This window comes from Halorubrum sp. SD41, assembly GCF_058630335.1.
Window position 1 is genome coordinate 1 of record NZ_JBZVGZ010000010.1, and the last position, 22,021, is coordinate 22,021.

The window sequence follows — 22,021 nt, forward strand, 5'->3', positions numbered from 1 at the left end:
ACGCCAAAGCAGAAACTGCTGACGAGTGGCTCAGATCGTTCGCTTTCGCATGGAACCAGCTTATCTGAACACTACGCCGTCGCCGGAAGCCAACCTTTTATCCGCTGAACGCTAACCACACGTTAATGGACTCCGCGGTACTGCTCGATCTCCTCGGCAACGAGAACCGGCGGCGCATCCTCCGGCTTCTCGCCACCAAGCCCTGCTACGTCACGGAGATCTCGGAGTACCTGGACGTGAGCCCGAAGGCGGTGATCGACCACCTGCGGAAGCTGGAGGAGGCCGGTCTCGTCGAGTCGACGACGGACGACCAGCGGCGGAAGTACTTCCGGATCGCGCGCAGCCTCCGGCTGGAGGTGAGCGTCTCGCCGTACGGCTTCGGCGCGAAGAGCGCGTACCCGGCGAAGAACAGCCTCGACATGTCGGGGCGCTGTCCCCACCTCTCCATCGAGGCGCCCGACGGGTCGAGCTCGACCGGCGACCTCGCGGAGCTCGCCGAGGAGTTCGTGCGCCTCCAGGACCTCGACCGGGAGCTCTCGCTCGCCCAGCGGTGGGTCCAGGGCCGCGTCGAGGACGCCCTCGCCGAGATCGACGAGCGGCTCGGCGGGCAGGCCGACAGCCGCTTCTTCGCGTCTGTCATCGCCGCGGTGGTCGAGACCGACGGCACGCCCGCGGCGGTCGCCGACGAGGTCGGCGCGCGGGAGTCGACGGTCGAGGGCGCGCTCCGTCGGCTCTCCGACGTCGGCGTCGTCGCCCGCGACGCCGACGGGTACCGGGTCCGGTAGCGGGGGTCCTTCCCGACCGAATCCAGCGAACGCGACCGTTTCCGGAACCTTTTGGCGCGCCGCGGGGAGAGGGCGGACGTGAGCCGTCTCAGAAACCTCTCGCTGTTCCTGCTCCTCGCCGCTGTCTGGGGGTCCGCGTTCGTCGCCATCAAGGCTGGGCTGGCGTACTTCCCGCCGGTGCTGTTCGCGGCGCTCCGGTACGACGTGGCGGGGGTCGTCATGCTGGCGTACGCCGCGTACGCGGTCGACGACCCGATCCCCCGCGGCCGCGACGCGTGGCTGGAGGTCCTCTCCGGCGCCGTGTTCATCATCGCCGCCTACCACTCCTTCCTGTTCGTCGGCGAGACCGACCCGGCGGTGACCAGCGCCGTCGCGGCGGTCATCGTCAGCCTCTCGCCGCTGTTGACCACGGTGTTCGCGCGCGCCGTCCTGCCCGCGGAGCGGCTGACCGCCGTCGGCGCGCTCGGGCTGGCGATCGGGCTCGTCGGCGCGGTCGTCCTCGCGAACCCCGACCCCGCGAACCTGACCGGCGGCGGTACGGGGGCGAAGCTGCTCGTGCTGCTGGCGGCGGCGTCGTTCGCGCTCGGCTCCGTCCTCTCCCGCGCCTCCGAGGCCGACATCGAGATCGAGACGATGGAGGCGTGGGCGATGCTGCTCGGCGCCGGACTCACCCACTTGGTCTCGCTCGCGCTCGGCGAGTCGGTCGCCGACGCGGTCTGGACGAGGGAGTCGCTGCTCGCCCTCGGCTACCTCTCGGTGGTCGCCAGCGGGCTCGGCTTCCTGGTCTACTTCGACTTACTCGACCGGCTCGGGCCGATCGAGATCAACCTCGTCTCCTACGTCGCGCCGGTGTTCGCCGCCGTCGTCGGGTGGCTCGTCCTCGACGAGGGGATCACCGCCACGACCGTCGCCGGCTTCCTGATCATCTGCGTCGGCTTCGCCATAGTGAAACGCGACGCGATCCGCGAGGAGCTGCGGGCGGCCGGGCTGGTGCGGTGATCCGTCCGGCCGCGCTCGGCGAGGTCGACGACCTCCGGCGACCCCGCCGCAACCGTCTTGTCGACGGCCCGACGACTCCCGCGGCGTGAGCGCCGACCAGATCGACCCCCAGGCGAAGCGCGCCGCCGCCCGCCAGTCTCGGATCCCCCTCCCGCACGGACGCTACAAGCTGAAACTGCTCCGGCTCCTGACTCGCCCCCTGACGCGGCTTCAGAACCGGAATCCGCCGAGCGTCGGCGGGACCGAGTCGGTGACGGTCCCGCGGCCCGCAGGCGATCTCGACGCGCGCCTCTACCGGCCCGCGGGCGACCCGCCCCATCCGACGGTCGTCTTCTTCCACGGCGGCGGGTTCGTCCTCGGGAGTATCGAGACCCACGACCGGCTCTGTCGCCACCTGACGCGGGAGAGCGGCTGTGCGGTGCTCTCCGTCGAGTACCGCCTCGCTCCCGAACACCCGTTTCCGGCCGCCGTCGAGGACGCGTACGCCGCCGTCGAGTGGGCCGCGGACTCGACGGAGCGGCTCCGCGGTACCGGCGACGTCGCGGTCGCGGGCGACTCGGCGGGCGGCAACCTCGCGGCCGTCACCGCCCTCATGGCCGCCGAGCGGGACGGGCCCGAGATCGCACGTCAGGCGCTGCTGTATCCCGGGATCGGCGTCGACACCGAACAGGAGTCCGTCCGCGAACACGCCGGGGTCGTCCTCTCGCGCGAGGACATCGAGTGGTTCTCGGAGGCCTACTACCGGAACGAGATCCACCGCCGGAACCCGTACGCCGACCCGATCAACGCCGGCGACCTTTCCGGCGTCGCGGCCGCAACGGTCGTCACCGCCGGCTTCGACCCGCTACGCGACGGCGGGAAGGCGTACGCGGAGAAGCTCGTCGCGGACGGCGTCGCGACCCGCTACGAGAACTACCCGTCGATGGTTCACGGATTCATGACGATGCAGGATGTCGACCGGGCCCGCGACGCGATCGCGAGCGTCGGCGCCGACCTCGCCGACGCGCTCGACGCGTAGCCGCGGGCCGTTCGCCGACGGGAGCGTCCACGACGGGGTCTGGTACACGACCTCGTAGTCGGAGCGCCGAGAGGCGGCGGCTCGGTCCGAGCGACCGAACCTGACGCGAACGGTGGTTTCAGAGCCCATTTCGGTTGAATTACGGTAGGGATCTCGACCCAACAAACACTTACGGCGTCCGAAACGACACAGAGCGCATGTCCTCGTCACCACCCGGCGGAACGACTGCGACGACCGGTTCGGATCCGAGCATCGCCCGAGAGGCGGTCGGCGGCGCGGTCGCCGGCGCCGCCGCGTACCTCCTCGGCTACCTGTCCGTCTACGTCACGCAGAGCGGCCGGATCGAGGAGGGGCTGTCGGGCCTGAACTTCCTCGCCGAGCTGTTCGGGGGCGACCCCATCTCGGCGTGGCAGGTGTCGGGCTGGATGTTCTACAACGCCCACTTCGTCGAGACCGTGTTCCCCGCGCTGTTCGGGGGCACGCAGTCGCGGAACCTCCTCATGGATGCCGAGGGCACAGGGTTCCTACTCTTAGTCCCGCCGGTCCTGCTGCTCGTTTCGGGCCTCGTCGCCGGTCGGGTCGCCGGCGCGGACTCCCCGCTCGACGGCGCCCGCTCGGGAGCGCTCGTCGCGGCCGGCTACCTCCCGCTCGCGGTCGTCGGCGCGTTCCTGTTCCGGTACGCGGTCGGCGACGGGAGCGTGGCCCCCGACGTCGTCACCGCCGTCCTCCTCGCCGGCGCCGTCTACCCCGCCGTCTTCGGCGCGATCGGCGGCGCGGGCTCGTCGCTGCTGAGTAGCTGAATCGGAGAACCTTCTCGCGCCGGTCGTCTCCCGCTCTCAGTACGCCTCGTCCTCGGGGTCGAACCGGTCGCCGTACTCGCGGACGGGGTCGACCGGCTGGCCCTCGTCGGTCTCGGGCGCGACGTAGTCGATGAACGACTCGACGTCCGGCTCGCGGACGCGCACCTCGACGTCGATCTCGCCGAGCTCGTCCGACTCGCCGACCGCGAAGTTGACGACGCCCTCGAACGCCGCCTGCTTTTTTAACGAGAACGTGAACCCCTCGTCCGTGCGGTTCTGCCGGAAGACGCGCCGCGCGGTGTCGAGGATCTCCTGTTCGTGGAGCACGTCGGAGAAGGCGTCGAGGCTGTGCGTCTCGGAGACGAGCCGCCCGTCCTCGTGGACCGGCTCCGCGTCGGGGAAGACGTTCTCGACCGCGTCCGCGACCCGGTCGGTCACCTCCGTGTCGTTGACCGGGGTCTCGATCCGGACGTCGACGCTGTAGATCACGCGCCGTCACCTCCGGCCTCGGGCGCCTCGGCGTCGGCGGCAGACGTCTCGGCGGCCTCGTCGTCGGAGCGGTCCGGCTCCGCCCCCTCGTCGTCGACGCCCAGCACCTCGCGGACGCGCTCGCGGAACGCGGCGAGGCTGTCGGTGTTGTCGATCTCGACGTCGGCCCGTTCGAGGGTCTCGCCGAGGCCGAGGTCGATCTCGCGTTCGTCGCGCTCGCGGAGCGCCGACAGGTCGGAGTCGGAGTCGTCGCGGCCGCGCTCGCCCAGTCGCTCGGCGCGAAGCTCGAAGGGGGCGCGGATCGCGACGAGGGTGAAGTCGTCGCCGAAGGCGTCGCGGAAGCGCTCCAGTTCGACGGTCGAGCGGAGGCCGTCCACGAGGACGGTCTCGTCGCGGTCGCTCTCGGCCGCGGCCTCCCGAATCCGCGGGAGCGTCCGCGCGGCGATGGCGTCGTCGCCCTCCTCCTCGCGGAGCGTGCCGGCCATCCGCCCGTGGTGTTGCGCCGGATCGAGGCCGCGGCGGCGGCACTCGGCGCGGATCACGTCGCCCATGACGACGACGGGGATGCCGGCGGCCTCGGCCACGTTCGCCGCCTCCCCCTTCCCGCTGCCGGGGAGGCCGACGGTTCCGATAACGTTCATTACCGGCGGATACTCCGCTCGCGGACTTAGGTCTGCTGTTGGCCCGCGGGCGGCGCGAACCGCGGGCGTTTTTTAGACGCGGGGGATCAGGAGTTGATGAGGGCACGTAGCTCAGCCCGGATAGAGCGTCGGACTTCTAATCCGATGGTCGTGGGTTCGAATCCCACCGTGCCCGTACAGCGAGGAGCGAAGCGACGAGCGAACCGGCACGCAGGGGATTCGAACCCTATCAGTCGCGCGCAGCGAACGTAGTGAGCGAGCACGTCTGATTTTGGTTCGAATCCCACCGTGCCCGTTCAATGAGTATAAATCCTTTTTGAACAAAGATCGACAATATCTGGATTATAATCAGAGTAGGTAGACGATTTGAAAACTAATGCCTTATTTTTACCAAGTTTAATTTTAGAAAGATCTTGAATATACAGAAAGATTAGGTTTTGGACCTAAAATTGATATACATTGTAGTAATTACACATGCCTAATGCTTATTTATTAATGGTTTTTATACCATATCATGCCTACCAACGAAATGGAATTACAGGCCAAGGAACTGAGGCTTATAGATCTTCTTGGTGAGAATACATGGATATTTGAAATCCCAATATTCCAGAGAGAATATAAGTGGGAAAGAGAACAACGCGCTGCTCTTTGGAACGATATTACATCAATCGGTAGTGAACACAAGTCCTCTCACTTTATCGGACAAGTCATTTTAGTTAAAACAGAAGGAAATGATGAGGTTAATACATACAAGATTGTTGACGGTCAACAGCGCTTAACTACACTGTCTATTCTAGTTTGCGCAATTCGCGATGTTGCGGGACTATCTCATGATCAAAAAAATGTTGAGAGTATTTTAACGACATATGACCGAACCGGAGACCCGATCAGAACTCTACATCTTCTTGATTTTGATGATACCGCGTATGAGCATATCTATGAAGGAAATCCAGAAAAAGTTGAGGAAGATCATCCGTTACGCGAATGTTATGACTACTTTTCAGAGAAAGTCTCGAATTTAAACCAAGATCAAAGAACAAATCTACTCGCAGATACAGTTCATAGTATCAACCTGGTGCGAACTACTTGTGGAAGTATGACTACAGCATACCAAGTGTTTCAGACCCAGAATGAAAGGGGCCTATCCCTATCACCGATTAACCTTGCTAAAACGAAACTTTTGGAAGAATCTGCTAAGGCTGGGCTTGATGAACGAAACATCCGAGATCGATGGGAAAATATCTCAAGCAGGCTGGAAGAGAATGATCTAGTCAGTAGTGCCGCACCGAGACGGGCAATTACTCACTACCTTGTAGTGGATGACCAGTATCAGGCTAGCGGCCGAATAACAACTAAAGATTTCTATGGCGCATTTACAGCTGCGCTTGAAAATCATGAGGGGCCAACCGAGATCAGAGAATTTATAACAAAATTGGAAGACTATACCGATCGATATATCGATATTCATGAAGGAACTGTTCGAAAATATCGTCGAAATAGACGAGCACTTTTAAATAAGCAAATGAGATTCTTCCAGACGAAGAACGCGCATGCTCCCGTAGTTCTACTCTATCTCGTTGAAAACGTAGATGGTTCAGATCGAATGGAGAAACTACTCCGGTTGGTAAACAAACTTAATGTGAGGCTCAATCTGGAGGACGCAAATCCTGCCCATCATCGGGATAGTATGTATCAGTTAGTGGATCGACTGACAAACTCTAGTGAAAGTGATTGGGAGTCTGAGATAGAAAATCTCATCGGAGAACGAACAATTGGTGACGATCAATTGTTTGAGGTCCTGAAGGCTAGAGAGTTACCTAACAGTAAATTCACTCGCAATCTACTATTAGCGCTTGAGGAAGATTACTATCAGGCAAACACACCGGAAACTCAGCTAGATCCGGAACGGATACAATTAGAGCATATTGCTCCATTGAGATCTATGACCTCTCAGAGTTATAGTGCCTGGAAGGCTGTGTTCAATAATAATAGAGAGAGGTTTGACTTGTATAAATCCAGATTAGGGAATCTCACGCTATTAGCAGATGAGCAGAATGCTCGTGCTAGCAATAACTCATTTGACGAGAAATGTAATCTTTATGAAGATTCTGAGATCTCCATGACAAATAGAATTCCGAAAGACTACGATGATTGGGGTTTCGAGGAAATCGAAGATCGAACAGAGAAATTGGCATCAGATATAATCAATTTCTGGGGAGTCGACAACTAAGATCTTATTAAGAGGCTCTGGGAGGAGGGATGCGAATTGGTTTGATTGGATTTCTCAGTCCGCCGCGCTCGGCGTCCCCAGGTACTTCTCGTTCAGTTCGTACTCCCCGTCCTCGCCCTCGACGAGGTACTCGCCGTAGTAGGGCACGCGGTTCGCCACCACTTCCTCGAAGGTCTCCGCGATCTCCTCGCGGGTCATCTCGCCCATCGAGCGGAGGTCGTCGTTGCGGTTGAGACACCCCTTCAGGTACCCCTCGTGGGTGACGCGGACGCGGCCGCAGTTGGCGCAGAACTCCTCGTTCTCGACGGGGTCGACGATCTCGACCATGCCGCCCGTCTCGTCGTCGCTGTCCTCGCCGACGAAGTACCGCTTCCGGTCGTGCATCTCGCGGTGCTCGACGCGGTCCGCCTTCTCCGCGAGCCAGTCGTGGACGCGCCCGATGTCGACGTTCCACTCGGGCTTGCCGGTCAGCTCCGGCATGTACTGGATGAGCTGGAGCTGGAGCCCCTCGTTGTCCGCGACGTGCTCGACCATCTCCTCGACGTAGCCCGCGGTGTGCGTGAACACGACCATGTTGAGCTTCACGGGGTCGAGCCCGGCGTCGACCGCGGCTTTGACCCCCTCCAAGACCTTCTCGTAGGCGCCCGACTTGGTCACCTCCGCGAAGTCGTCCGGGTCGAGCGCGTCCTGCGAGACGTTGACGCGGTCGAGCCCGGCGGCCTTCAGGTCCTCGGCGCGCCCGGGGAGGAACGTGCCGTTCGTCGTCATCGACACCTCCATCGAGTCCGGCGTGCGCTCGATGATCTCTTCGAGGTCCTGCCGGAGCATCGGCTCGCCGCCCGTGAACTTCACGGCGTCGACGCCGTACCCCTCGACGACCTCCAGGAAGCGGACCACGTCGTCGGCGGTCATCTCCTCGTCGCTCGGCTCCATCGGCCCGCGCGTGTCGCCTAACCCCTCGTTGTGACAGTAGACGCAGTCGAAGTTACACCGGTCGGTGAGCGAGATCCGCACGCCCGTCACCTCCCGTCCGAAGTCGTCCGCGAGTGGGCCGGCCATGAGGGAGAGAAGCCACTACGCGCGCTTAAATAACCGGGTCGTTCGTGTGAGTTCGTAACACTCAGCGGTTACGTCGCGGCCGCGGCAGGGTTTCATTGCGGTTACATATCCGCCCTCACAGCGACACGCGGAGCCCGTCCGTCGCGACGCGCACCTCGCCGTCGAACCCCGCCTCGCGGACGGCCTCCTCCATCTCGCGCTCGCGGCCGCCGGTGTGCGGGTAGAGGTGCGACAGGAGGAGCGTCCCGATCTCGGCGCCCGCGAGCGACTCGCCGAGGCTCGTCGGCGTCGGGTGGTTCGACACGTCCACGTCGTCCGGGAACGAGCAGTCGTGGACGAGGCAGTCGGCGCCGTCTGCGAACCGCGCCATCCCCGCGAACGCCTCCGTGTCGCCCGAGAGCGCGAGCGGCCCGGCGGCGGCGTCCGCGTCCGAACTCGGCGGCGAGAAGCGGTAGGCGAACCCGTCCATCGAGTGGCGCGTCTCGCGCGCGGTCACGTCGAACCCGCCGGCGGCGAACGGGCGCGACGCCGACACCTCGCGCACCGCGAGGTCGATCCGCCCGTCGAGGTAGTCGTGGACGTCGAGCAGGCCGTCGACGAGCGACTTCGTGCCCGCGGGGCCGACCACTTCGAGGTGTTCCTCGCCGGCGAGCCAGCGCGCCTTCAGGAGCGGGAGCAGCGCCGCGACGTGGTCGAGGTGGTGGTGAGTCAACAGGACCGTCGAGACGCCCTCGTAGCCGGTGTCCGTCCCGGCGAGCCGCTGGAGGACGCCGCTGCCGCAGTCGACGAGCAGCGAGCGGTCGCCGTCGTCGAGGAGGTAGCCGGCCTGCGCGCGGTCGGGGACCGGCATCGCGCTACCGGACCCGAGCACGGTGAGTTCCATGCGGACGGGTCGCGTCCGGATCCACCTGAATCCCGCGGCTTCAGTCCCGGACGGCCGTCATTTGATGAGGAACACCGGCACCGACGCGTCGTCGGCGACGCGGTCGGAGACGCTCCCGAGCGACCGGATCCGCTCGCGCGGCGACTTCCCCTCCGGGCTCATCACGATCACGTCGATGCCGAACTCATCGGCGTACTCGACGATCTCGGCGTCCGGCGTCCCGTGCGCGATGTGGGTCTCGACGTCGAGGCCGGCGTCGCTCGCCGCGTCGGCGACCGCGTCGACCGCGCTTTCCCCCTGCGATTCGAGGTCTTCGACGACCTCCTCGTGGAGGTCGCCGGAGTTCGCGGTCGTCACCCGCTGGTCGACGACGTACAGCGCGTGGAGCGTCGCGTCGTGGTCCGTCGCGAGCCGGATCGCGTGGTCGAGCGCGCGGTCGACGGCCTCGCTCCCGTCGGTCGGCACCAGGATCTCGTCGTACATGCCTCGACGTTCGCCCGGCCGGGGCTTAACGGTGGGGCCTCGGTGTCGGCGTCCGGGAGCGCTTCCCGCCGCGCGCGGAGTCGGCGCCGGAGGCGGGGGGCGCTACTCGCCGCGCCAGCGGCCGCCGATCTCCTCGCGCCGCATGCTGTTCGCCTCGCCGTCGCGGAAGACGCTGACGCGGCCGGTCTCCTCGCTCAGCGTCACCGTCGCGACGACCTCCGGCCGGACGGAGGTCTCGATCGCGCTCATGTGCCGCGACCCCATCCACGGCTCGTAGCTCACGTCGTCCACGAGCTCGGCCTCCTCGTCGCGGGTGCCGAGGTCGCGGAACCGGACCATCTGGCTCTCGACCTCGCCGTCGACCGCGACGACGATCCCGCCGTCCTGCTCGACACTCACCGTCTCGGCGGCGCCAATGAAGGCGTCCCCGTCGAAGACGGAGGGAGCGGTGTCGCGGGGCCAGCGGTTGTCGCCCATCCGGTCCGCGTACGCGCCGTAGTCGCTGTCGCCGATGACGGCGAAGTACAGCCCCGGTCCCTTCACGTGCGGCTCCTCCCACCCGTCGAAGGAGACGCTGACGCCCTCGGCGCAGTAGGTCAGCCGGTCGACGACCTCGCGCACCCGCTCGTGGTCACCGTAGTCGATGGCGAGGTCGCTCATCGCGGTCCGCTCTCCCCGCTTCGTCGTCCCTCCTCCCGGTTCGTCCGTCCGCCGCGGTTGCCGCCGTCAGTCACGATCGAGCAAACGCGACACCGGTATATAAGGGCAGCCGAGTCGGGCGGGAGGCTACGACCGCCGCCACTCGGTGAACGGCCGCGTGTCGAACCGGTCGGCGCGGACGAGGCCGACGCCGAACGCGGCCGCGACCGCCGCGGGCAGGAGATTTCCGAACCAGACGTTGATTCCGCCCCAGAGGATCACGAAGCTCACCATGTCGTCGAGCATGAACTCGCAGTCCCGGAGGCGCTCGCGGATGCCAGCCGCCGCGAAGGCGCGGTCGAGCGTGACGACCGCGACGATCGCGGACAGCACCCAGCCGGCGTAGTTCGAGAGCGGGACGTCGTAGAACGCGCCGCCGCCGAAGTCCCAGAAGCCGAGCGAGACTGCGCCGGGGTCCAAGACGACGTCCATCGCGACGACGACCGGGATCACGGTCGCCAGCCGGACCCACACGCTGTCGGCGCGCGGGCCGAGCAGGAGCAGGCACAGCAGGTAGGCGTTGGTCACCAAGGGGATGAAGAACACCGGGAGCGCGACTGGCACGCCGCCGAGCATCGGCCCGAGGTCGACCGTGTACGCGAACTCGCCGTACGGCCACCCGGTCGCGACGCCGACCCCCTCGATGAGGTACGTGTACGCGGTCAACACGCCGATCCAACCGAGCGCGCGTCGGTCGACCGTCGGCAGCACGCCGACGACCAGCGGCGAGCGCATCACGACCACGCCGAACAGCACGAACCACGGGTGGAACGCGAACGGCTCGGGGATCCACCCCTCGGCGCTGCCGACGAGCGCGATCGCCCCCACGAGCGGGAAGACGACCGCGATGGTGAAGCGGTTCTCGCGGACGATTCGGTCGAGCAGCGCCTCGGCCTCGCGGCGCGTGTCCGGCGCGCGCTCGCGGAGCGCGTCGAGTCCGGAACCGGTTGACGTGGCAGACGCGCTCTCGGCCGACCCCCCGCCGTCCGCGTCGGTCACGGCAGCGCCTCCCAGATCGGGTACACCCGCCAGAGGCCGCCCATCGACAGCAGCGTGCCGACGACGGTGTTCAGCGCCGGGAACCACCAGTAGGCGCGGTCGACCGACACGGACGAGCGCGCGACCCACGCGACGAAGACGGGGTACACGCCGAGCAGAGCGCCGAGTCGGGCGTCGACGAGCCAGAACCCGGCGGCCGCGGCGGTCCACGCGGCGAAGCAGTACGCGTACGTGCGCCCCTCGCCGAGCAGCGTCGCGGTCGTGTCGATCCCCGCGGCCCGGTCCGGTTCGATGTCGGGGATCGCCGAGAACGTGTGCATCCCCATCGTCCAGAGCCACGCCCCCGCGAGCGCCGCGAGCGGCGGGTGTGCGCCCGCGACGGTCGCGTACGCCGCCGCGCCGGGCAGCGCGTACAGCCCGTTCGACAGCGAGTCGAGGAACGGCGTCGTCTTGAAGCGGGCGGGCGGCGCGCTGTACCCGACCGAGAGGACGAGGAAGCCGAGCAGGTACGGCCACGCGACGCGGGGCGTGATCGCGAGCGTCGCGAGCCCGAGCGCGCCGCTGGCGACGACCGCGGCGACGACGAGGCGGCTCCCCCGCCAGCGCGCCTCGCGGCCCTCCTTCTTCGGGTTCAGCTCGTCGATGTCGGCGTCGAACACGTCGTTGACGCCGTAGAGGAACACGTTCGCCGGGACGAGGAAGTACGCCGCGAGCGCGACCGTAACCGGGGTGAACAGTCCGCTCACGGCGTCGATACCGTAGGTGACGCCGACCGCGACGGGCCCGGCGAGGTAGAGCCAGAAGCGCGGCCGCGACAGCACCAGCAGGTAGCGGAGCCCCTCGCTTCCGCTTCCGGCGGACGGAGGCTGCTCCTCCCCAACGGATCGGCTCTGGCCGTCCTCGGCGGATCGATTCTGGTCGCTCACGGCGGAGATCACACGTCGTCGTCGTCGGCCATCGCTTCCGCGGTCAGCCCCCCGCTGATGAGACACATCGGGACGCCGATGCCGGGCGTCGTCGTCGACCCCGTGAAGTAGAGCCCGTCGACCGCGTCCGAGACGTGCGGCGGGCGCAGCAGCGACGTCTGGGTGAGCGTGTGCGCCAGCCCCAGCGCGCTGCCCGCGTAGCTGTTGTACCGGTCCGCGAAGTCGTCCACCGAGAACGTCTCCTCGACGACGACCCGGCCGCGGAGGTCGGTACCGGTGTTCTCCGCGATGTCGTCGATCACGAGGTCGCGGTAGCGGTTGCGGATCTCCGGGGTGTCAGCGAGGCCGGGCGCGATCGGCACCAAGGCGAAGAGGTTGCTGTGCCCCTCCGGCGCCACGCTGTCGTCCGTCTCGGAGGGGACGCAGAGGTAGTAGGCGGGGTCGTCGGGCCACTCGGGGTCGTCGAATATCTGCGCGAAGTGCTCGTCCCAGTCGGTCGGGAGGACGAGCGTGTGGTGTTCGAGGTTCGGCACGTCGCCCTCGACGCCGAGGTACAGCAGGAACGCGGAGGGGGCGTACGTCCGCGACTCCCAGTACTCCTCGGTGTACTGCCGCTTGTGTTCGGGCAGCAGCTCCTGCTCGGTGTGCGCGTAGTCGGCGTCGGAGACGACGCGGTCGGCGAGGTAGCGCTCGCCGTTCTCGGTGTCGACCGCGAAGGCGCCGTACCGGCCCTCGATGCCCGTCACTTCGGCGTCGGTGACGAACTCCACGCCGAGCTCCTCGGCGAGCTCGACGACCCCGTCGACGACGGCGCCGATCCCGCCGTCGGGGTAGTAGACGCCCATGTTGTAGTCGACGTGGCTCATCAGGTTGTACAGCGCCGGCGTGTTCGTCGGCGAGCCGCCGAGGAACACGAGCGTGTACTGCATCAGCTGCTGGAGCTTCGGGTGGTCGAAGTAGTCCTCGACGTGCCCCTGCATCTTCCCGAGCAGGGAGAGCCCCCACGAGTAGCGGAGGACGTCTTTGTCCACGTAGTCGCGCAGCCGCGGGCGGTCCTCGTACACGAAGTGCTCCATCCCGATCTCGTAGGTGCGCTGGGATTCTTCGAGGTAGGCGTCGAACGCCTCGCCCGCGCCCGGCTCGTACGACTCGAAGATCTCCTTGTTCGCCTCGCGGTCCGGCAGCACGTCGACCTTGTCGCCGTCCTTCCAGAACACGCGGTAGTGCGGGTCGAGCCGTTCCAGCTCGTAGAACTCCGACGGCTCGCGGCCGAAGTGACCGAAGAACCGCTCGAACACGTCCGGCATCAGGTACCACGACGGCCCCATGTCGAAGCTGAAGCCGTCGACTTCGAGCCGGCTGGCGCGGCCGCCGAGCTGCTCGTTCTTCTCCAGCAGCGTGACGTCCGCACCGGCGTCCGCGAGGTAACAGGCCGTCGAGAGGCCGCCGAATCCGCCGCCGATCACGACGACGGACTCGCCGGCGACGCCGTCGATGTCCGGGACCACGTCCATACTCGATCGTAGGAGCGGCGGCGGTATAAATCCGGCCGGACGCGGCCGGGCGGAAGGGGCGTCGCGCCGGGCGGAAGGGTGCCGCGTCGCGCCGGGCGGAAGGGTGCCGCGTCGCGCCGCCGGGACCGACCGCGCTCCTCGCGGCGAGTGGATACCACTAAGTCGCCGACGCGCGTACCGGTTTCCACATGGACCTGACGGTCGCGATCACCGGCGCAACGAGCGGGATCGGGCGAGCCGTCGCCGAGGCGTTCGTCGACGAGGGGGCGTTCGTCGCCGTCTCCGGACGCGACGGCGCGGCCGTCGATCGCACCGTCGCGGCGCTGAACGGCGAGGGAGACTCCGGAGGAGACGCTGAGACTCCCGAAGACGGCGACGGCGAAACCGACGCCGGCTCGGTGAGCGACGCGGACGACGAGCGCGGCACCGCCTGGGGCGACCGCGTCGACGTGCGCGACGAGTTCGACCTCGAACGCTTCTTCGAGCGGGTCGCCCGCGAGGCCGGCCCGGTCGACGTCGCCTTCGCGAACGCCGGCGTGTTCCACGGCGCGCCGGGCGAGAGCCCGACGACCGAGCTCTCGTACGCCGACTACGACGACACGATGCGCACGAACGCGCGCGGCGTGTTCGCGACGATCACCGAGGCCGTGCCTCACTTGGCTGACGACGCCCGGGTGATCGTCCCGTCGGGCGCGGTCGCGGCCGAGTCGAAGCCCGGCATGGGCGCGTACGCCGTCTCGAAGGCCGCGGCCGAGGCGGTCGCGCGCGGCTTCGCCGCCGATCTCGACGCGACGGTCGGGGTCGTCGACCCCGGGCTCGTCGCCACCGACCTCACCGGGAAGGAGCGCGCCCGCGACCCCGAGAGCGTCGCGCCGCTGTTCGTCTGGGCCGCCACCGAGGCGCCCGCCGAGGACCTGAACGGCGAACGGTTGGGACTCCGGGAGTGGAAGTCCGCGACGCGATAAGAGTGGATTGTAGCCGGGTTAGCGGCGACGGTCGCGAGGGGCGCAGCCGCTCGTTTATAAATAGCTGCTGGCGGGTCGGCGGCGAACACCTCCAAAGCCCCAGTCGCTCGTTTATAAACATCTGTTCGCAGATCGGTGGCGAACACCTCCAAAGCCCCAGTCGCTTGTTTATAAATATCTGTTCGCAGATCGGTGACGAACACCTCCAAAGCCCCAGCCGGGAGGACGCCGTACGCTCGCTGCGCTCCTCGCTCAGTCGCTGACGCTCCTTCGCTGCGGTGCTTACGTCGCCTACGGCGTCCTCCCGGCTGCCCCTGTGAGTCCCACCCCGCACAGCACCGCAACCGCACCTCACGCCTCCCCAGCCTCGTCGGCCCCCCTCCGCTTCGCTCCGGTCGGCCGACTCCAGCGAGAATCGAAGATTCTCTGGCAGCCGGCGCGTAGCGCCGGCGACCTCGTGCGTGCTGCCTCGCGGCCGCCGAGGGCGGCCGCTCGCAGGCACGCGCCACCGCAGTTGTTGTTTATAAATGATCGTCGCCGTCGCTTGTCGGTATTTAAATACCATCTCGTCGATTCCGCGCTCGACCACCGAGAATTATCCCGCGGTCGGTCGAAGGAAGGATATGCCACTCGCGGACCCCGACCTCTCGGGCTCGACGGCCTTTGTCACCGGAACGACTCGCGGCATCGGCAAGCGGATCGCGCTCGCGCTCGCCGACCGCGGCTGTAACGTCGTCTCGACGGGCAAAACGACGGACGACGACGACTCCGAGCTGGCGGGATCGATCGAACAGACGGCCCGAGAGGTGCGCGAGCGCGGGCCCGAGGCGCTCGCGCTCGAACTCAATCTCCGCGACGAGGATCGCGTCGAGGCGGTCGTCGAGGAGTCGATCGACCGCTTCGGCGAGGTCGACATCGTGATCAACAACGCGAGCGCGATCCAGCTGGCGAACGTCGCGGACCTGCCCGCCGACCGCTTCGACCTCCTCACCGACGTGAACGTCCGCGGGACCCACCTCGTCGCGCACGCGTTCGCCGACCACCTCGCGGGGCTCGACGGGGCATGGCTGCTGACGAACGCGCCGCCGGTCACGACCGACCGCTCGCCGGGGAAGGCGCCGTACGCGTGGTCGAAGCTCGGCATGTCGTTCGTCACGCTCTCGCTCGCCGAGGAGCTGGCGGGCGACGACGTGGGCTGTAACACCTTCTGGCCGGTGACGACTATCGACACCCGGGCGACCCGCTACTTCGGGCTCGGGACCGAGGACGACTGGCGGACCCCCGAAATCGTCTCCGACGCGGTCCTCGAAATCCTCGCGCGCGACCCGGCGGAGTGTACGGGCGAGAGCTTCTACGACGAGGAGTTGCTCCGCGAGGCGGGCGTGACGGACTTCTCCGAGTACAACCTCACCGAGGGCGACCCGGCGCCGATGTCGGCGCGGCTGTTCGACCCCGAGTTCGAACGCGAGTGGTGACCGGACCGGGCGCGTCGGTCCGGCCGCGTCCGCCTCAGTCCGTCACCGCCTCCCGGATCGTCGCGGTCGCCGCCTCCGGATCCTCGGCGGCCGTGATCGCCGACAGGACCGCCACACCGGCCGCGCCCGCCTCGACCACCGGCGCCGCGTTGTCGGCGTCGATCCCCCCGATTCCGACCACGGGGATCTCGACCGCGTCGACGACCGCGGCGATCCGCTCGACGCCGATCCCGTCGCGGTCCCCGGAGACGTCCTTCGAGTCGGTGCCGTAGACGGCGCCGACGCCCAGGTAGTCGGCGCCCGCGGCCTCGGCCGCCTCGGCCCCCTCGACCGTCGAGGCCGAGACGCCGACGACCGCCGACTCGCCCAGCTGTTCCCGGGCGACCGCGACCGGGAGGTCGGACTGGCCGAGGTGGACGCCGTCGGCGTCGACCGCGCTCGCGAGGTCGATTCGATCGTTGACGATCAGTGGCACCCCGGCCTCGTCGGTCTGCTCGCGGACGCGGAGCCCCGTCTCGTAGCGCTCCCGCGCGCTCGTCGCCTTGTCGCGGAGCTGGACGACGTCGACGCCGCCCTCCAACGCGGCCGCGACGATCTCCGGCGTCGTCCGCCCCGCCGAGCGGCCGGCCGCCGTGACGAGGTACGTCCGCCACTCGTTGATATTCATGTGTGGTACGCGTCGGTGGTTCGGTGAAAACGGTTGTGTTCCGGGACCGATCCGCCGGGACCGATCCGCCGGGACCGACCCGTCGAGCCTGCCGAGCGGCTCGCAACGCACACGCGAAAAGCGCTAAGTGGGTTGGCTCACGTTGTACACACAATGAGCAGCGACAAGAAACGGGTCCAGTTCCGGGCGCCGCACCGACTCATCGACCGGACCGACGCGCTCGCGGACGTACTCGGGGAAGACCGGACGGACATTCTCGTGACGGCGCTACGGGAGTACCTCCAAGAGGCGGCCCACGACGACACGCTCACCCAGGAGATCGCGGCCGCCTACTACGACGACGAGATCTCCTTCGAGCAGCTCAAGTCGCTCGTCGGCGCCGAGGAGGCCGCGAACCTCCGGGTGCTGAAGCGACAGTTGGACGAGGGGTTCGTCGACGAGGTCGCCGACGCGTAGATGTCCCGGCTCGTCGCGGACACGTCCGGTCTCGTGCGCCTCGGGATCGGCGCCGGCGACGACCCCGACCCCCTCTCGATCTGCGTGAATCGGTACGAGGTCGTCGTTCCGACAGTTGTCGTCGAAGAGCTTCGAGAGACGGCCTCGTACGACGACGCGCACGGCCGCGCCGCGGCCGCCGTCCTCGACCGAACCGATGCGATTTCGACGCGGTCGGTCGCCCTCGACGCGGACTTCCCGCTCGACGACGGGGAGAACGCCGCCGTCGCCCTCGCGAACGACCTCGACGCCGCGCTGCTGCTCTGTGACGAGTTCAACCGGCTCGGTTTAATTCACGCGTCGCTCGCCGACACGCGGCTCGTCACCACGCCGACGCTCCTCTCGGCTCTTGTTCGGGCCGACGCGCTCTCCGTCGACGACGCGACGGCGGTCCTCGACGCGATCGGCGACGCTCGGAGCTGGGACGCGAACAGCTACGTCAAGCGGGCTCGGTCGCTGCTCGATCGGCGTTGAGGCAACGCCGACGGACGCGGCGACCGTGATGCGGACGGACAGACACAAGCCCGCCCGGTCCGTATCGCGGTCCAATGCTATCCCGGCTCCGGTACGGCGCCGCGCGCGTCGGCGAGGCGTTCGCGGGCGCGCTCGACCGGGCCGGCGTCATCGACCGGTCGCGGCTCGACGAGACGATGGGGCTGGCGTGGCCTCGGATCGTGACGGGGTTCGCGATCATGTCGAAGAACACCGTGGACCTCGCTGTGATCGGCTACGCGGTGGGCGTCTCGGCGGTCGCGGGCATGGGGTACGCCTTCGCGTACTGGCAGCTGGCGAAGTTCGTCTCCATCGGGCTCGCCGGCGGCACCGTCTCGCTCGTCTCGCAGAACTACGGCGGCGACGAGCGCGGGCGGGCCGGGCTCGTCGTGAAGCAGTCGCTGATCGTGGCCGCGCTGCTCGTCGTCCCCATCGTCGCCGGCTACGTCCTCGGCGCGGAGCGGCTGATCGCTCTCGTCGGCGGCGACGGGGCGGCGCTGGCCGCGGGGACGACCTACCTCGCCGTCACGGCGCCCGCGCTCGCCTTCGAGTACTTCAACATGATCGCCAGCCGGACGTACGCCGGCGTCGGCGACACCCGCACCCCGATGGTCGCGCGCGCCGGCGGCGCGCTGTTGAACGTCGTGCTCACGGTCTGGCTCGTCCTCGGCGCCGGCCTCGGCGTGTTCGGAGCCGGGCTCGGCACCGCGGTCTCCATCGCCGCCGTCGGGCTGGTCCTCGCGTGGGGGATGACCGGCCGGTCCTACTTCGGCCGCGGCGCCTCGCCCGTCCCGGTCGGGCGCTCCGGCCCGTGGTTCGACGCCGGGCTGACGCGCCAGCTGCTGCGGGTGTCCGCGCCCCTCATCGCCCGTCGAGTCGCGGAGGGGATCGTCGTCTTCCCGCTCCTGTGGATCGCGTCGTCGTTCGGCCAGGCGACCGTCGCCGCCTTAGAGGTCGGCCGCCGCGTCAGGGCCCTGCTCGGCAGCTTCAGCTGGGGCTTCTCCATCGCCGCGAGCACGCTCGTCGGCCAGCGGCTCGGCGCGGGCGAGGAGACGCTCGCGACCGCGTACGGCCGCGACGTGATCGCCTTGTCGGCGGTCGTCTACGTGGCCGCGTCGGCCGCGGTGATCGCCGCCGCGACGCCGATCGCGGGCGTGTTCGTCGACGAGCCGGCGGCGGTGAGCGCGACGGCGGCGTTCGTCGTCACCGCCGCGGTCTCGGCGGTACCGCTCGGGATCGACGGCTCGGTCACGGGGTCGCTGCGCGGCGCGGGCGACACGCGGTGGCCCTTCGTCGCGTCGATGATCGGGCTGTACGCGTTCGCGCTCCCGGTCGCGTTCGCCGGCCTCGTTACGCCGCTCGGCGTCGGCGGCCTCTACGCGGCGCTGGTGGCGGAGAAGCTCGTGCCCGCCGGACTGAACGGCTACCGGTTCCGCTCGAACCGGTGGCAGGCGGTCAGCCGGCAGTACCGGCCCGACGCGGGCGACGCGGAAGAAGGGGTCGGGTGAGAGTTACTCGTCGGCGGCGACCTCTTCGATCACTTCCACGCTGCCGGTGAGCTGCCGGTGGACGTACGGCATGTCGATGCCGGCGTCGTCGAACGCCTCCTTCACCGCGGTGACGTACTCGGAGCGCACGCGGACGAAGTCGCCGCGGTCGGGGTCGGCGATCCACCAGCGGGACTGGAGCCCGACGGCGGAGTCGCCGAGCTCGACGAGCCGGACCGAGACGCCCGGGTCGTCGAGGATCTCCTCGTGGGCCTCGGCCTCCTCGACGATGATGTCCGTCGCCTCCTCGATGTCGTCGTCGTACCCGATCCCGAAGACGAACTTCTGCCGGAGCGTGTCGTAGGCGACGGGGTTCGTCACCGCGCTGTTCGCGAGGTCCCCGTTCGGTACCGTCACCAGCTCGTTGTCGAACGTCCGGACGCGCGAGACGCGCAGGTCGATCTCCTCGACGCGACCGGAGTTGCCGCCCCACTCGATCCAGTCGCCGACCTCGAACGGCTTGTCCTTCAGGATGAACACGCCGGCGACGAAGTTTCCGAGGAGGTCCTGCGCGGCGAAGCCGACCGCGAGGGCGATGGCACCGCCGAACACCGCGAACGCCGAGAGGAAACTCCCGTAGCCGGCCACGGCGAAGCCGATCGCGATCGCCGCCACCCAGACGACGGCGTTGAGGACGTTCGTGCCGAGGCTCAGAACCGCCTCGTCGAACCCGCGCGATCTGACGATCCGCCGGAGCCCGGGGACCAAGACGAGCTTTCCGAGCAGCAACACCGCGAGGAAGCCGGCGAGGAATCGGAGCGCCGTGGTCGCGATCGCCGCCACGTCGACGGCGTTCGCGATCGCGTCGAGCTGTAAGGGGTACATCGTCCACCCATTCACGAGTCTATATAAAGAAGCTACTGGCAGCGCGGTTGTTTACGTTCGGTGCGGGACGCGGCGGGTCGAGAGGCTCCCGCTCGCGGGGCGGATCGGTCAGTCGCTCCGCACCGCGAGCGGGCCGTCGCCACGGGCGACCCCGCGGAGCCGACGGCCGTGGACGTCGTCCGCGGCGATCCGCTCTCGGACCGCGGGGGGGATCCACGCCTCGCGACCGTCGGGCTCGGGGGCTGGCTCGACGCCCGCGGGCCGGATGTCGTCCGGGAGGTACCGCGCGTACGTCGGCAGTCGCTCGCGCAGCGGGACGCCGCCGACGTCGGCCACGGCTTCGAGCTCGCGGAGGTCCGGCCACTCGTACGCGGGGTTGATGTAGTCGTCCGTCACCGGCGAGACGCCGCCGAGGTCGTCGATGCCGCAGTCGACCAGATCGGCCGCCGGCGAGAGGTTCGGCGGCACCTGAACCGACACCTCGGGCGGGAGCGCCGCGCGCGCCATCGCGACGACCCGGCGCATCGTCGCGAGGTCGGGCTTCGGGAAGTCCGACCGCTCGTTGGGGACGACGTTCTGGACGATCACCTCCTGGACGTGGCCGTGTCGCTCGTGGAGCGCCCGGATCGCGAGCAGGCTCTCGGCGCGGTCGCGCCAGTCCTCGCCGATGCCGACTAAGATGCCGGTCGTGAACGGGACGCCCTGCCGGCCGGCCGCGCGGATCGTGTTGAGCCGCTGGCCGGGCGTCTTCCGCCGCCCCCCGCTGTGCGCGTCGACGTCGGCGGTCGTCTCGAGCATGACGCCCATCGAGGCGTTCACCTCGCGGAGGGCGGCGAACTGCGACTCCGTCAGGTCGCCCGGGTTCGAGTGGGGGAGCAGCCCCTCCTCCAGAGCTATCTCGCAGGCCCGAGAGAGGTACTCGTGGATCGAGTCGAACCCCCACTCGGCGAGCGTCTCGTGGACCTCGGTGTACCGGTCGTCGGGGTCGTCGCCGAAGGTGAAAAGCGCCTCCGTACAGCCCGCGTCGGCGCCGACGCGGCACTGCTCGCGCACCTCCTCGGGCGACAGGAGCGACGCCTCCCCGGGAACGTCGTAGTAGGTGCAGTACGTACAGGTGTACCGGCACGCTGTCGTGAGCGGGATGAAGACGTTGCGCGCGAAGGTGAGCCGGTCGGCGGCCTCGACATCGTCCGGGCGGACCGAGAGCAGCCGCTCGACGTCCCGCTCGTCCATAGCGACGTCGACGCCGTACTCGTCGGCTCCGGCGAACACGGCCGTCACTCGCGGTCGGCGTTTAAAAAGAATCGCGGTTGCGGATCCCCGTGCGAGGCCGGATCCGGTTACGTCGAGTCGCGGCGAGGGCCCCGATCGGTTTTCGACTCCCTCACTCCCGGACGACCGCCACGCGACCGTCGGACGCGTCGAGGACGAACCCGGCCTCGCGGAGCCACGCCGCCGAGCGACCCTCGCCGTGGATCAGCACCTCCGCGAGGTCGGCGGGCTCGTCGACGTCGGCGCCGAGCCGGTGGGAGTCGACCGCGACGAACGCCGCGCCGACGTCGCTCGCGATTTCGCGGTGGTCGAGGTAGGACGCGCCGTGGTAGTCGACCCGGAACTCCGGGTGCGAGGCGACGAACGCGTTCGTGCCGCCGCCGCGGCCCGGCGCCATCGCGACGTCGGCGTCCCGGCCGGCCTCGAAGAGTCGTCGCAGCGCCGCCGGGGTCGCGAGCGCGAGGTCCGCCATCACGACGGCGACCGGCTCGGGCGATCTATCGCGTTCTTCCGTTCTGAGCCGCGCGTCCAGCGCCGCGTTCACCGCGTCCGTCAGCGGGCGGTCGTCGACGGTGACGGGGGCATCGACATCGACCGCGTCGGTGGCGAGGACCAGCGGCTCGCCGCCAGCCGCCGCGACGGCGTCCAGCACGTCGTCGAGCATCGCCCGCGCGAACTCGCTTCGCTCGTCGGGGGAGAGGATGTCCGAGAGTCGCGACTTCGGGCGGTCGGTCGAAAATGGGACGATGACCTCCATC

Annotated in this window: 23 protein-coding genes and 1 tRNA gene; 11 read left to right on the forward strand and 13 right to left on the reverse strand. The window is 68.0% G+C overall.

The genetic code is table 11. The features are described from left to right. Positions 1-125 precede the first annotated feature (125 nt). The 4 genes from AC4NMM_RS05900 to AC4NMM_RS05915 all read left to right on the forward strand — a co-directional run bounded on the left by AC4NMM_RS05900 (position 126) and on the right by AC4NMM_RS05915 (position 3,602). Positions 126-785 carry an ArsR/SmtB family transcription factor gene (locus AC4NMM_RS05900; protein ID WP_096395796.1) on the forward strand — a complete coding sequence of 220 codons (660 nt, stop codon included), beginning with the start codon at positions 126-128 and terminating at the stop codon, positions 783-785. A 78-nt stretch (positions 786-863) separates the two neighbouring features. Further along, the gene (locus AC4NMM_RS05905) at positions 864-1,784 is read left to right on the forward strand and encodes a DMT family transporter (RefSeq protein WP_491923804.1); all 921 of its coding nucleotides are present in this window, start codon (positions 864-866) and stop codon (positions 1,782-1,784) included. Between the two features lie 85 nt (positions 1,785-1,869). Continuing rightward, positions 1,870-2,802 (forward strand): LipP1 family hormone-sensitive lipase, encoded by a 933-nt coding sequence (gene lipP1 / locus AC4NMM_RS05910; protein WP_096395800.1) that lies wholly within the window; start codon positions 1,870-1,872, stop codon positions 2,800-2,802. 197 nt (positions 2,803-2,999) lie between these two features. Beyond that, positions 3,000-3,602: a DUF7978 family protein gene (locus AC4NMM_RS05915; protein WP_096395802.1), complete on the forward strand. Its 603-nt coding sequence runs from the start codon at positions 3,000-3,002 to the stop codon at positions 3,600-3,602. Positions 3,603-3,638: 36 nt separating this feature from the next. On the opposite strand, the gene AC4NMM_RS05920 is transcribed toward AC4NMM_RS05915, so the two are convergent. After that, a complete protein-coding gene (locus AC4NMM_RS05920; RefSeq protein WP_096395804.1) occupies positions 3,639-4,091 on the reverse strand; it encodes an RNA-binding domain-containing protein in 453 nt (150 codons plus the stop codon). Next, the gene (locus AC4NMM_RS05925; protein WP_491923805.1) at positions 4,088-4,732 is read right to left on the reverse strand and encodes an AAA family ATPase; all 645 of its coding nucleotides are present in this window, start codon (positions 4,730-4,732) and stop codon (positions 4,088-4,090) included. The genes AC4NMM_RS05920 and AC4NMM_RS05925 overlap by 4 nt, the downstream gene beginning before the upstream one ends. A gap of 100 nt (positions 4,733-4,832) precedes the next feature. On the opposite strand from AC4NMM_RS05925, the gene AC4NMM_RS05930 reads away from it, so the two are divergent. Together AC4NMM_RS05930 and AC4NMM_RS05935 are read left to right on the forward strand one after the other, a co-directional pair. Beyond that, positions 4,833-4,907: transfer RNA gene (locus tag AC4NMM_RS05930), tRNA-Arg, on the forward strand. A 339-nt stretch (positions 4,908-5,246) separates the two neighbouring features. Next, complete coding sequence (locus AC4NMM_RS05935) at positions 5,247-6,962, forward strand: DUF262 domain-containing protein (protein ID WP_491923806.1); 1,716 nt, start codon at positions 5,247-5,249, stop codon at positions 6,960-6,962. A 54-nt stretch (positions 6,963-7,016) separates the two neighbouring features. Here the strand turns inward: AC4NMM_RS05935 and moaA are convergent, their stop codons facing one another. The 7 genes from moaA to crtID all read right to left on the reverse strand — a co-directional run bounded on the left by moaA (position 7,017) and on the right by crtID (position 13,525). Beyond that, positions 7,017-8,021, reverse strand: a complete 1,005-nt coding sequence (gene moaA, locus AC4NMM_RS05940) for a GTP 3',8-cyclase MoaA (protein WP_491923807.1) — start codon at positions 8,019-8,021, stop codon at positions 7,017-7,019. A 115-nt stretch (positions 8,022-8,136) separates the two neighbouring features. After that, complete coding sequence (locus tag AC4NMM_RS05945; RefSeq protein ID WP_491923808.1) at positions 8,137-8,904, reverse strand: MBL fold metallo-hydrolase; 768 nt, start codon at positions 8,902-8,904, stop codon at positions 8,137-8,139. A gap of 57 nt (positions 8,905-8,961) precedes the next feature. After that, positions 8,962-9,387 (reverse strand): universal stress protein, encoded by a 426-nt coding sequence (locus tag AC4NMM_RS05950; protein WP_096395813.1) that lies wholly within the window; start codon positions 9,385-9,387, stop codon positions 8,962-8,964. A gap of 102 nt (positions 9,388-9,489) precedes the next feature. After that, positions 9,490-10,047 carry a hypothetical protein gene (locus AC4NMM_RS05955; RefSeq protein WP_491923809.1) on the reverse strand — a complete coding sequence of 186 codons (558 nt, stop codon included), beginning with the start codon at positions 10,045-10,047 and terminating at the stop codon, positions 9,490-9,492. Between the two features lie 126 nt (positions 10,048-10,173). Further along, positions 10,174-11,085, reverse strand: a complete 912-nt coding sequence (gene cruF / locus AC4NMM_RS05960; RefSeq protein ID WP_096395817.1) for a bisanhydrobacterioruberin hydratase — start codon at positions 11,083-11,085, stop codon at positions 10,174-10,176. Then, positions 11,082-12,023: a prenyltransferase gene (locus tag AC4NMM_RS05965; protein ID WP_491923810.1), complete on the reverse strand. Its 942-nt coding sequence runs from the start codon at positions 12,021-12,023 to the stop codon at positions 11,082-11,084. Before AC4NMM_RS05965 ends, cruF begins: the two co-directional genes overlap by 4 nt. Next, positions 12,020-13,525, reverse strand: a complete 1,506-nt coding sequence (gene crtID / locus AC4NMM_RS05970) for a bifunctional phytoene desaturase/3,4-desaturase (RefSeq protein WP_491923811.1) — start codon at positions 13,523-13,525, stop codon at positions 12,020-12,022. The genes AC4NMM_RS05965 and crtID overlap by 4 nt, the downstream gene beginning before the upstream one ends. Before the next feature lie 188 nt (positions 13,526-13,713). Between crtID and AC4NMM_RS05975 the strand changes: the two genes are divergently transcribed. Continuing rightward, positions 13,714-14,490, forward strand: coding sequence for an SDR family oxidoreductase (locus AC4NMM_RS05975; RefSeq protein WP_491923812.1), 777 nt, complete (start codon positions 13,714-13,716; stop codon positions 14,488-14,490). Between the two features lie 623 nt (positions 14,491-15,113). Beyond that, positions 15,114-15,965, forward strand: a complete 852-nt coding sequence (locus AC4NMM_RS05980) for an SDR family oxidoreductase (RefSeq protein ID WP_096395825.1) — start codon at positions 15,114-15,116, stop codon at positions 15,963-15,965. A 34-nt stretch (positions 15,966-15,999) separates the two neighbouring features. Here the strand turns inward: AC4NMM_RS05980 and thiE are convergent, their stop codons facing one another. Further along, the gene (thiE, locus tag AC4NMM_RS05985; RefSeq protein WP_096395827.1) at positions 16,000-16,632 is read right to left on the reverse strand and encodes a thiamine phosphate synthase; all 633 of its coding nucleotides are present in this window, start codon (positions 16,630-16,632) and stop codon (positions 16,000-16,002) included. 153 nt (positions 16,633-16,785) lie between these two features. On the opposite strand from thiE, the gene AC4NMM_RS05990 reads away from it, so the two are divergent. From AC4NMM_RS05990 to AC4NMM_RS06000, 3 genes are all read left to right on the forward strand, one after another. Next, the gene (locus tag AC4NMM_RS05990) at positions 16,786-17,088 is read left to right on the forward strand and encodes a hypothetical protein (RefSeq protein WP_491923813.1); all 303 of its coding nucleotides are present in this window, start codon (positions 16,786-16,788) and stop codon (positions 17,086-17,088) included. After that, positions 17,089-17,601, forward strand: a complete 513-nt coding sequence (locus AC4NMM_RS05995) for a PIN domain-containing protein (RefSeq protein ID WP_491923814.1) — start codon at positions 17,089-17,091, stop codon at positions 17,599-17,601. Between the two features lie 74 nt (positions 17,602-17,675). After that, positions 17,676-19,127, forward strand: a complete 1,452-nt coding sequence (locus tag AC4NMM_RS06000) for an MATE family efflux transporter (protein WP_491923815.1) — start codon at positions 17,676-17,678, stop codon at positions 19,125-19,127. A gap of 3 nt (positions 19,128-19,130) precedes the next feature. Here the strand turns inward: AC4NMM_RS06000 and AC4NMM_RS06005 are convergent, their stop codons facing one another. The 3 genes from AC4NMM_RS06005 to cofC all read right to left on the reverse strand — a co-directional run bounded on the left by AC4NMM_RS06005 (position 19,131) and on the right by cofC (position 22,020). Continuing rightward, entirely contained in the window at positions 19,131-19,991 is an 861-nt protein-coding gene (locus AC4NMM_RS06005) for a mechanosensitive ion channel family protein (protein WP_491923816.1), read from the reverse strand. A gap of 108 nt (positions 19,992-20,099) precedes the next feature. Beyond that, the gene (gene cofG / locus AC4NMM_RS06010; RefSeq protein WP_096395837.1) at positions 20,100-21,263 is read right to left on the reverse strand and encodes a 7,8-didemethyl-8-hydroxy-5-deazariboflavin synthase subunit CofG; all 1,164 of its coding nucleotides are present in this window, start codon (positions 21,261-21,263) and stop codon (positions 20,100-20,102) included. 112 nt (positions 21,264-21,375) lie between these two features. Next, on the reverse strand, positions 21,376-22,020 hold the full coding sequence (gene cofC / locus AC4NMM_RS06015; protein ID WP_491923817.1) for a 2-phospho-L-lactate guanylyltransferase: 645 nt from the start codon (positions 22,018-22,020) through the stop codon (positions 21,376-21,378). Position 22,021: the final 1 nt, after the last annotated feature.

Bases quoted from the DNA above. Each gene is read 5' to 3' on its own strand.
- AC4NMM_RS05900 (WP_096395796.1), top strand. From the start codon at position 126: ATGGACTCCGCGGTACTGCTCGATCTCCTCGGCAACGAGAACCGGCGG.
- AC4NMM_RS05915 (WP_096395802.1), top strand. From the start codon at position 3,000: ATGTCCTCGTCACCACCCGGCGGAACGACTGCGACGACCGGTTCGGAT.
- AC4NMM_RS05925 (WP_491923805.1), bottom strand. From the start codon at position 4,732: ATGAACGTTATCGGAACCGTCGGCCTCCCCGGCAGCGGGAAGGGGGAG.
- AC4NMM_RS05935 (WP_491923806.1), top strand. From the start codon at position 5,247: ATGCCTACCAACGAAATGGAATTACAGGCCAAGGAACTGAGGCTTATA.
- moaA (WP_491923807.1), bottom strand. From the start codon at position 8,021: ATGGCCGGCCCACTCGCGGACGACTTCGGACGGGAGGTGACGGGCGTG.
- AC4NMM_RS05945 (WP_491923808.1), bottom strand. From the start codon at position 8,904: ATGGAACTCACCGTGCTCGGGTCCGGTAGCGCGATGCCGGTCCCCGAC.
- AC4NMM_RS05950 (WP_096395813.1), bottom strand. From the start codon at position 9,387: ATGTACGACGAGATCCTGGTGCCGACCGACGGGAGCGAGGCCGTCGAC.
- AC4NMM_RS05955 (WP_491923809.1), bottom strand. From the start codon at position 10,047: ATGAGCGACCTCGCCATCGACTACGGTGACCACGAGCGGGTGCGCGAG.
- crtID (WP_491923811.1), bottom strand. From the start codon at position 13,525: ATGGACGTGGTCCCGGACATCGACGGCGTCGCCGGCGAGTCCGTCGTC.
- AC4NMM_RS05975 (WP_491923812.1), top strand. From the start codon at position 13,714: ATGGACCTGACGGTCGCGATCACCGGCGCAACGAGCGGGATCGGGCGA.
- AC4NMM_RS05980 (WP_096395825.1), top strand. From the start codon at position 15,114: ATGCCACTCGCGGACCCCGACCTCTCGGGCTCGACGGCCTTTGTCACC.
- thiE (WP_096395827.1), bottom strand. From the start codon at position 16,632: ATGAATATCAACGAGTGGCGGACGTACCTCGTCACGGCGGCCGGCCGC.
- AC4NMM_RS05990 (WP_491923813.1), top strand. From the start codon at position 16,786: ATGAGCAGCGACAAGAAACGGGTCCAGTTCCGGGCGCCGCACCGACTC.
- AC4NMM_RS05995 (WP_491923814.1), top strand. From the start codon at position 17,089: ATGTCCCGGCTCGTCGCGGACACGTCCGGTCTCGTGCGCCTCGGGATC.
- AC4NMM_RS06000 (WP_491923815.1), top strand. From the start codon at position 17,676: ATGCTATCCCGGCTCCGGTACGGCGCCGCGCGCGTCGGCGAGGCGTTC.
- AC4NMM_RS06005 (WP_491923816.1), bottom strand. From the start codon at position 19,991: ATGTACCCCTTACAGCTCGACGCGATCGCGAACGCCGTCGACGTGGCG.
- cofC (WP_491923817.1), bottom strand. From the start codon at position 22,020: ATGGAGGTCATCGTCCCATTTTCGACCGACCGCCCGAAGTCGCGACTC.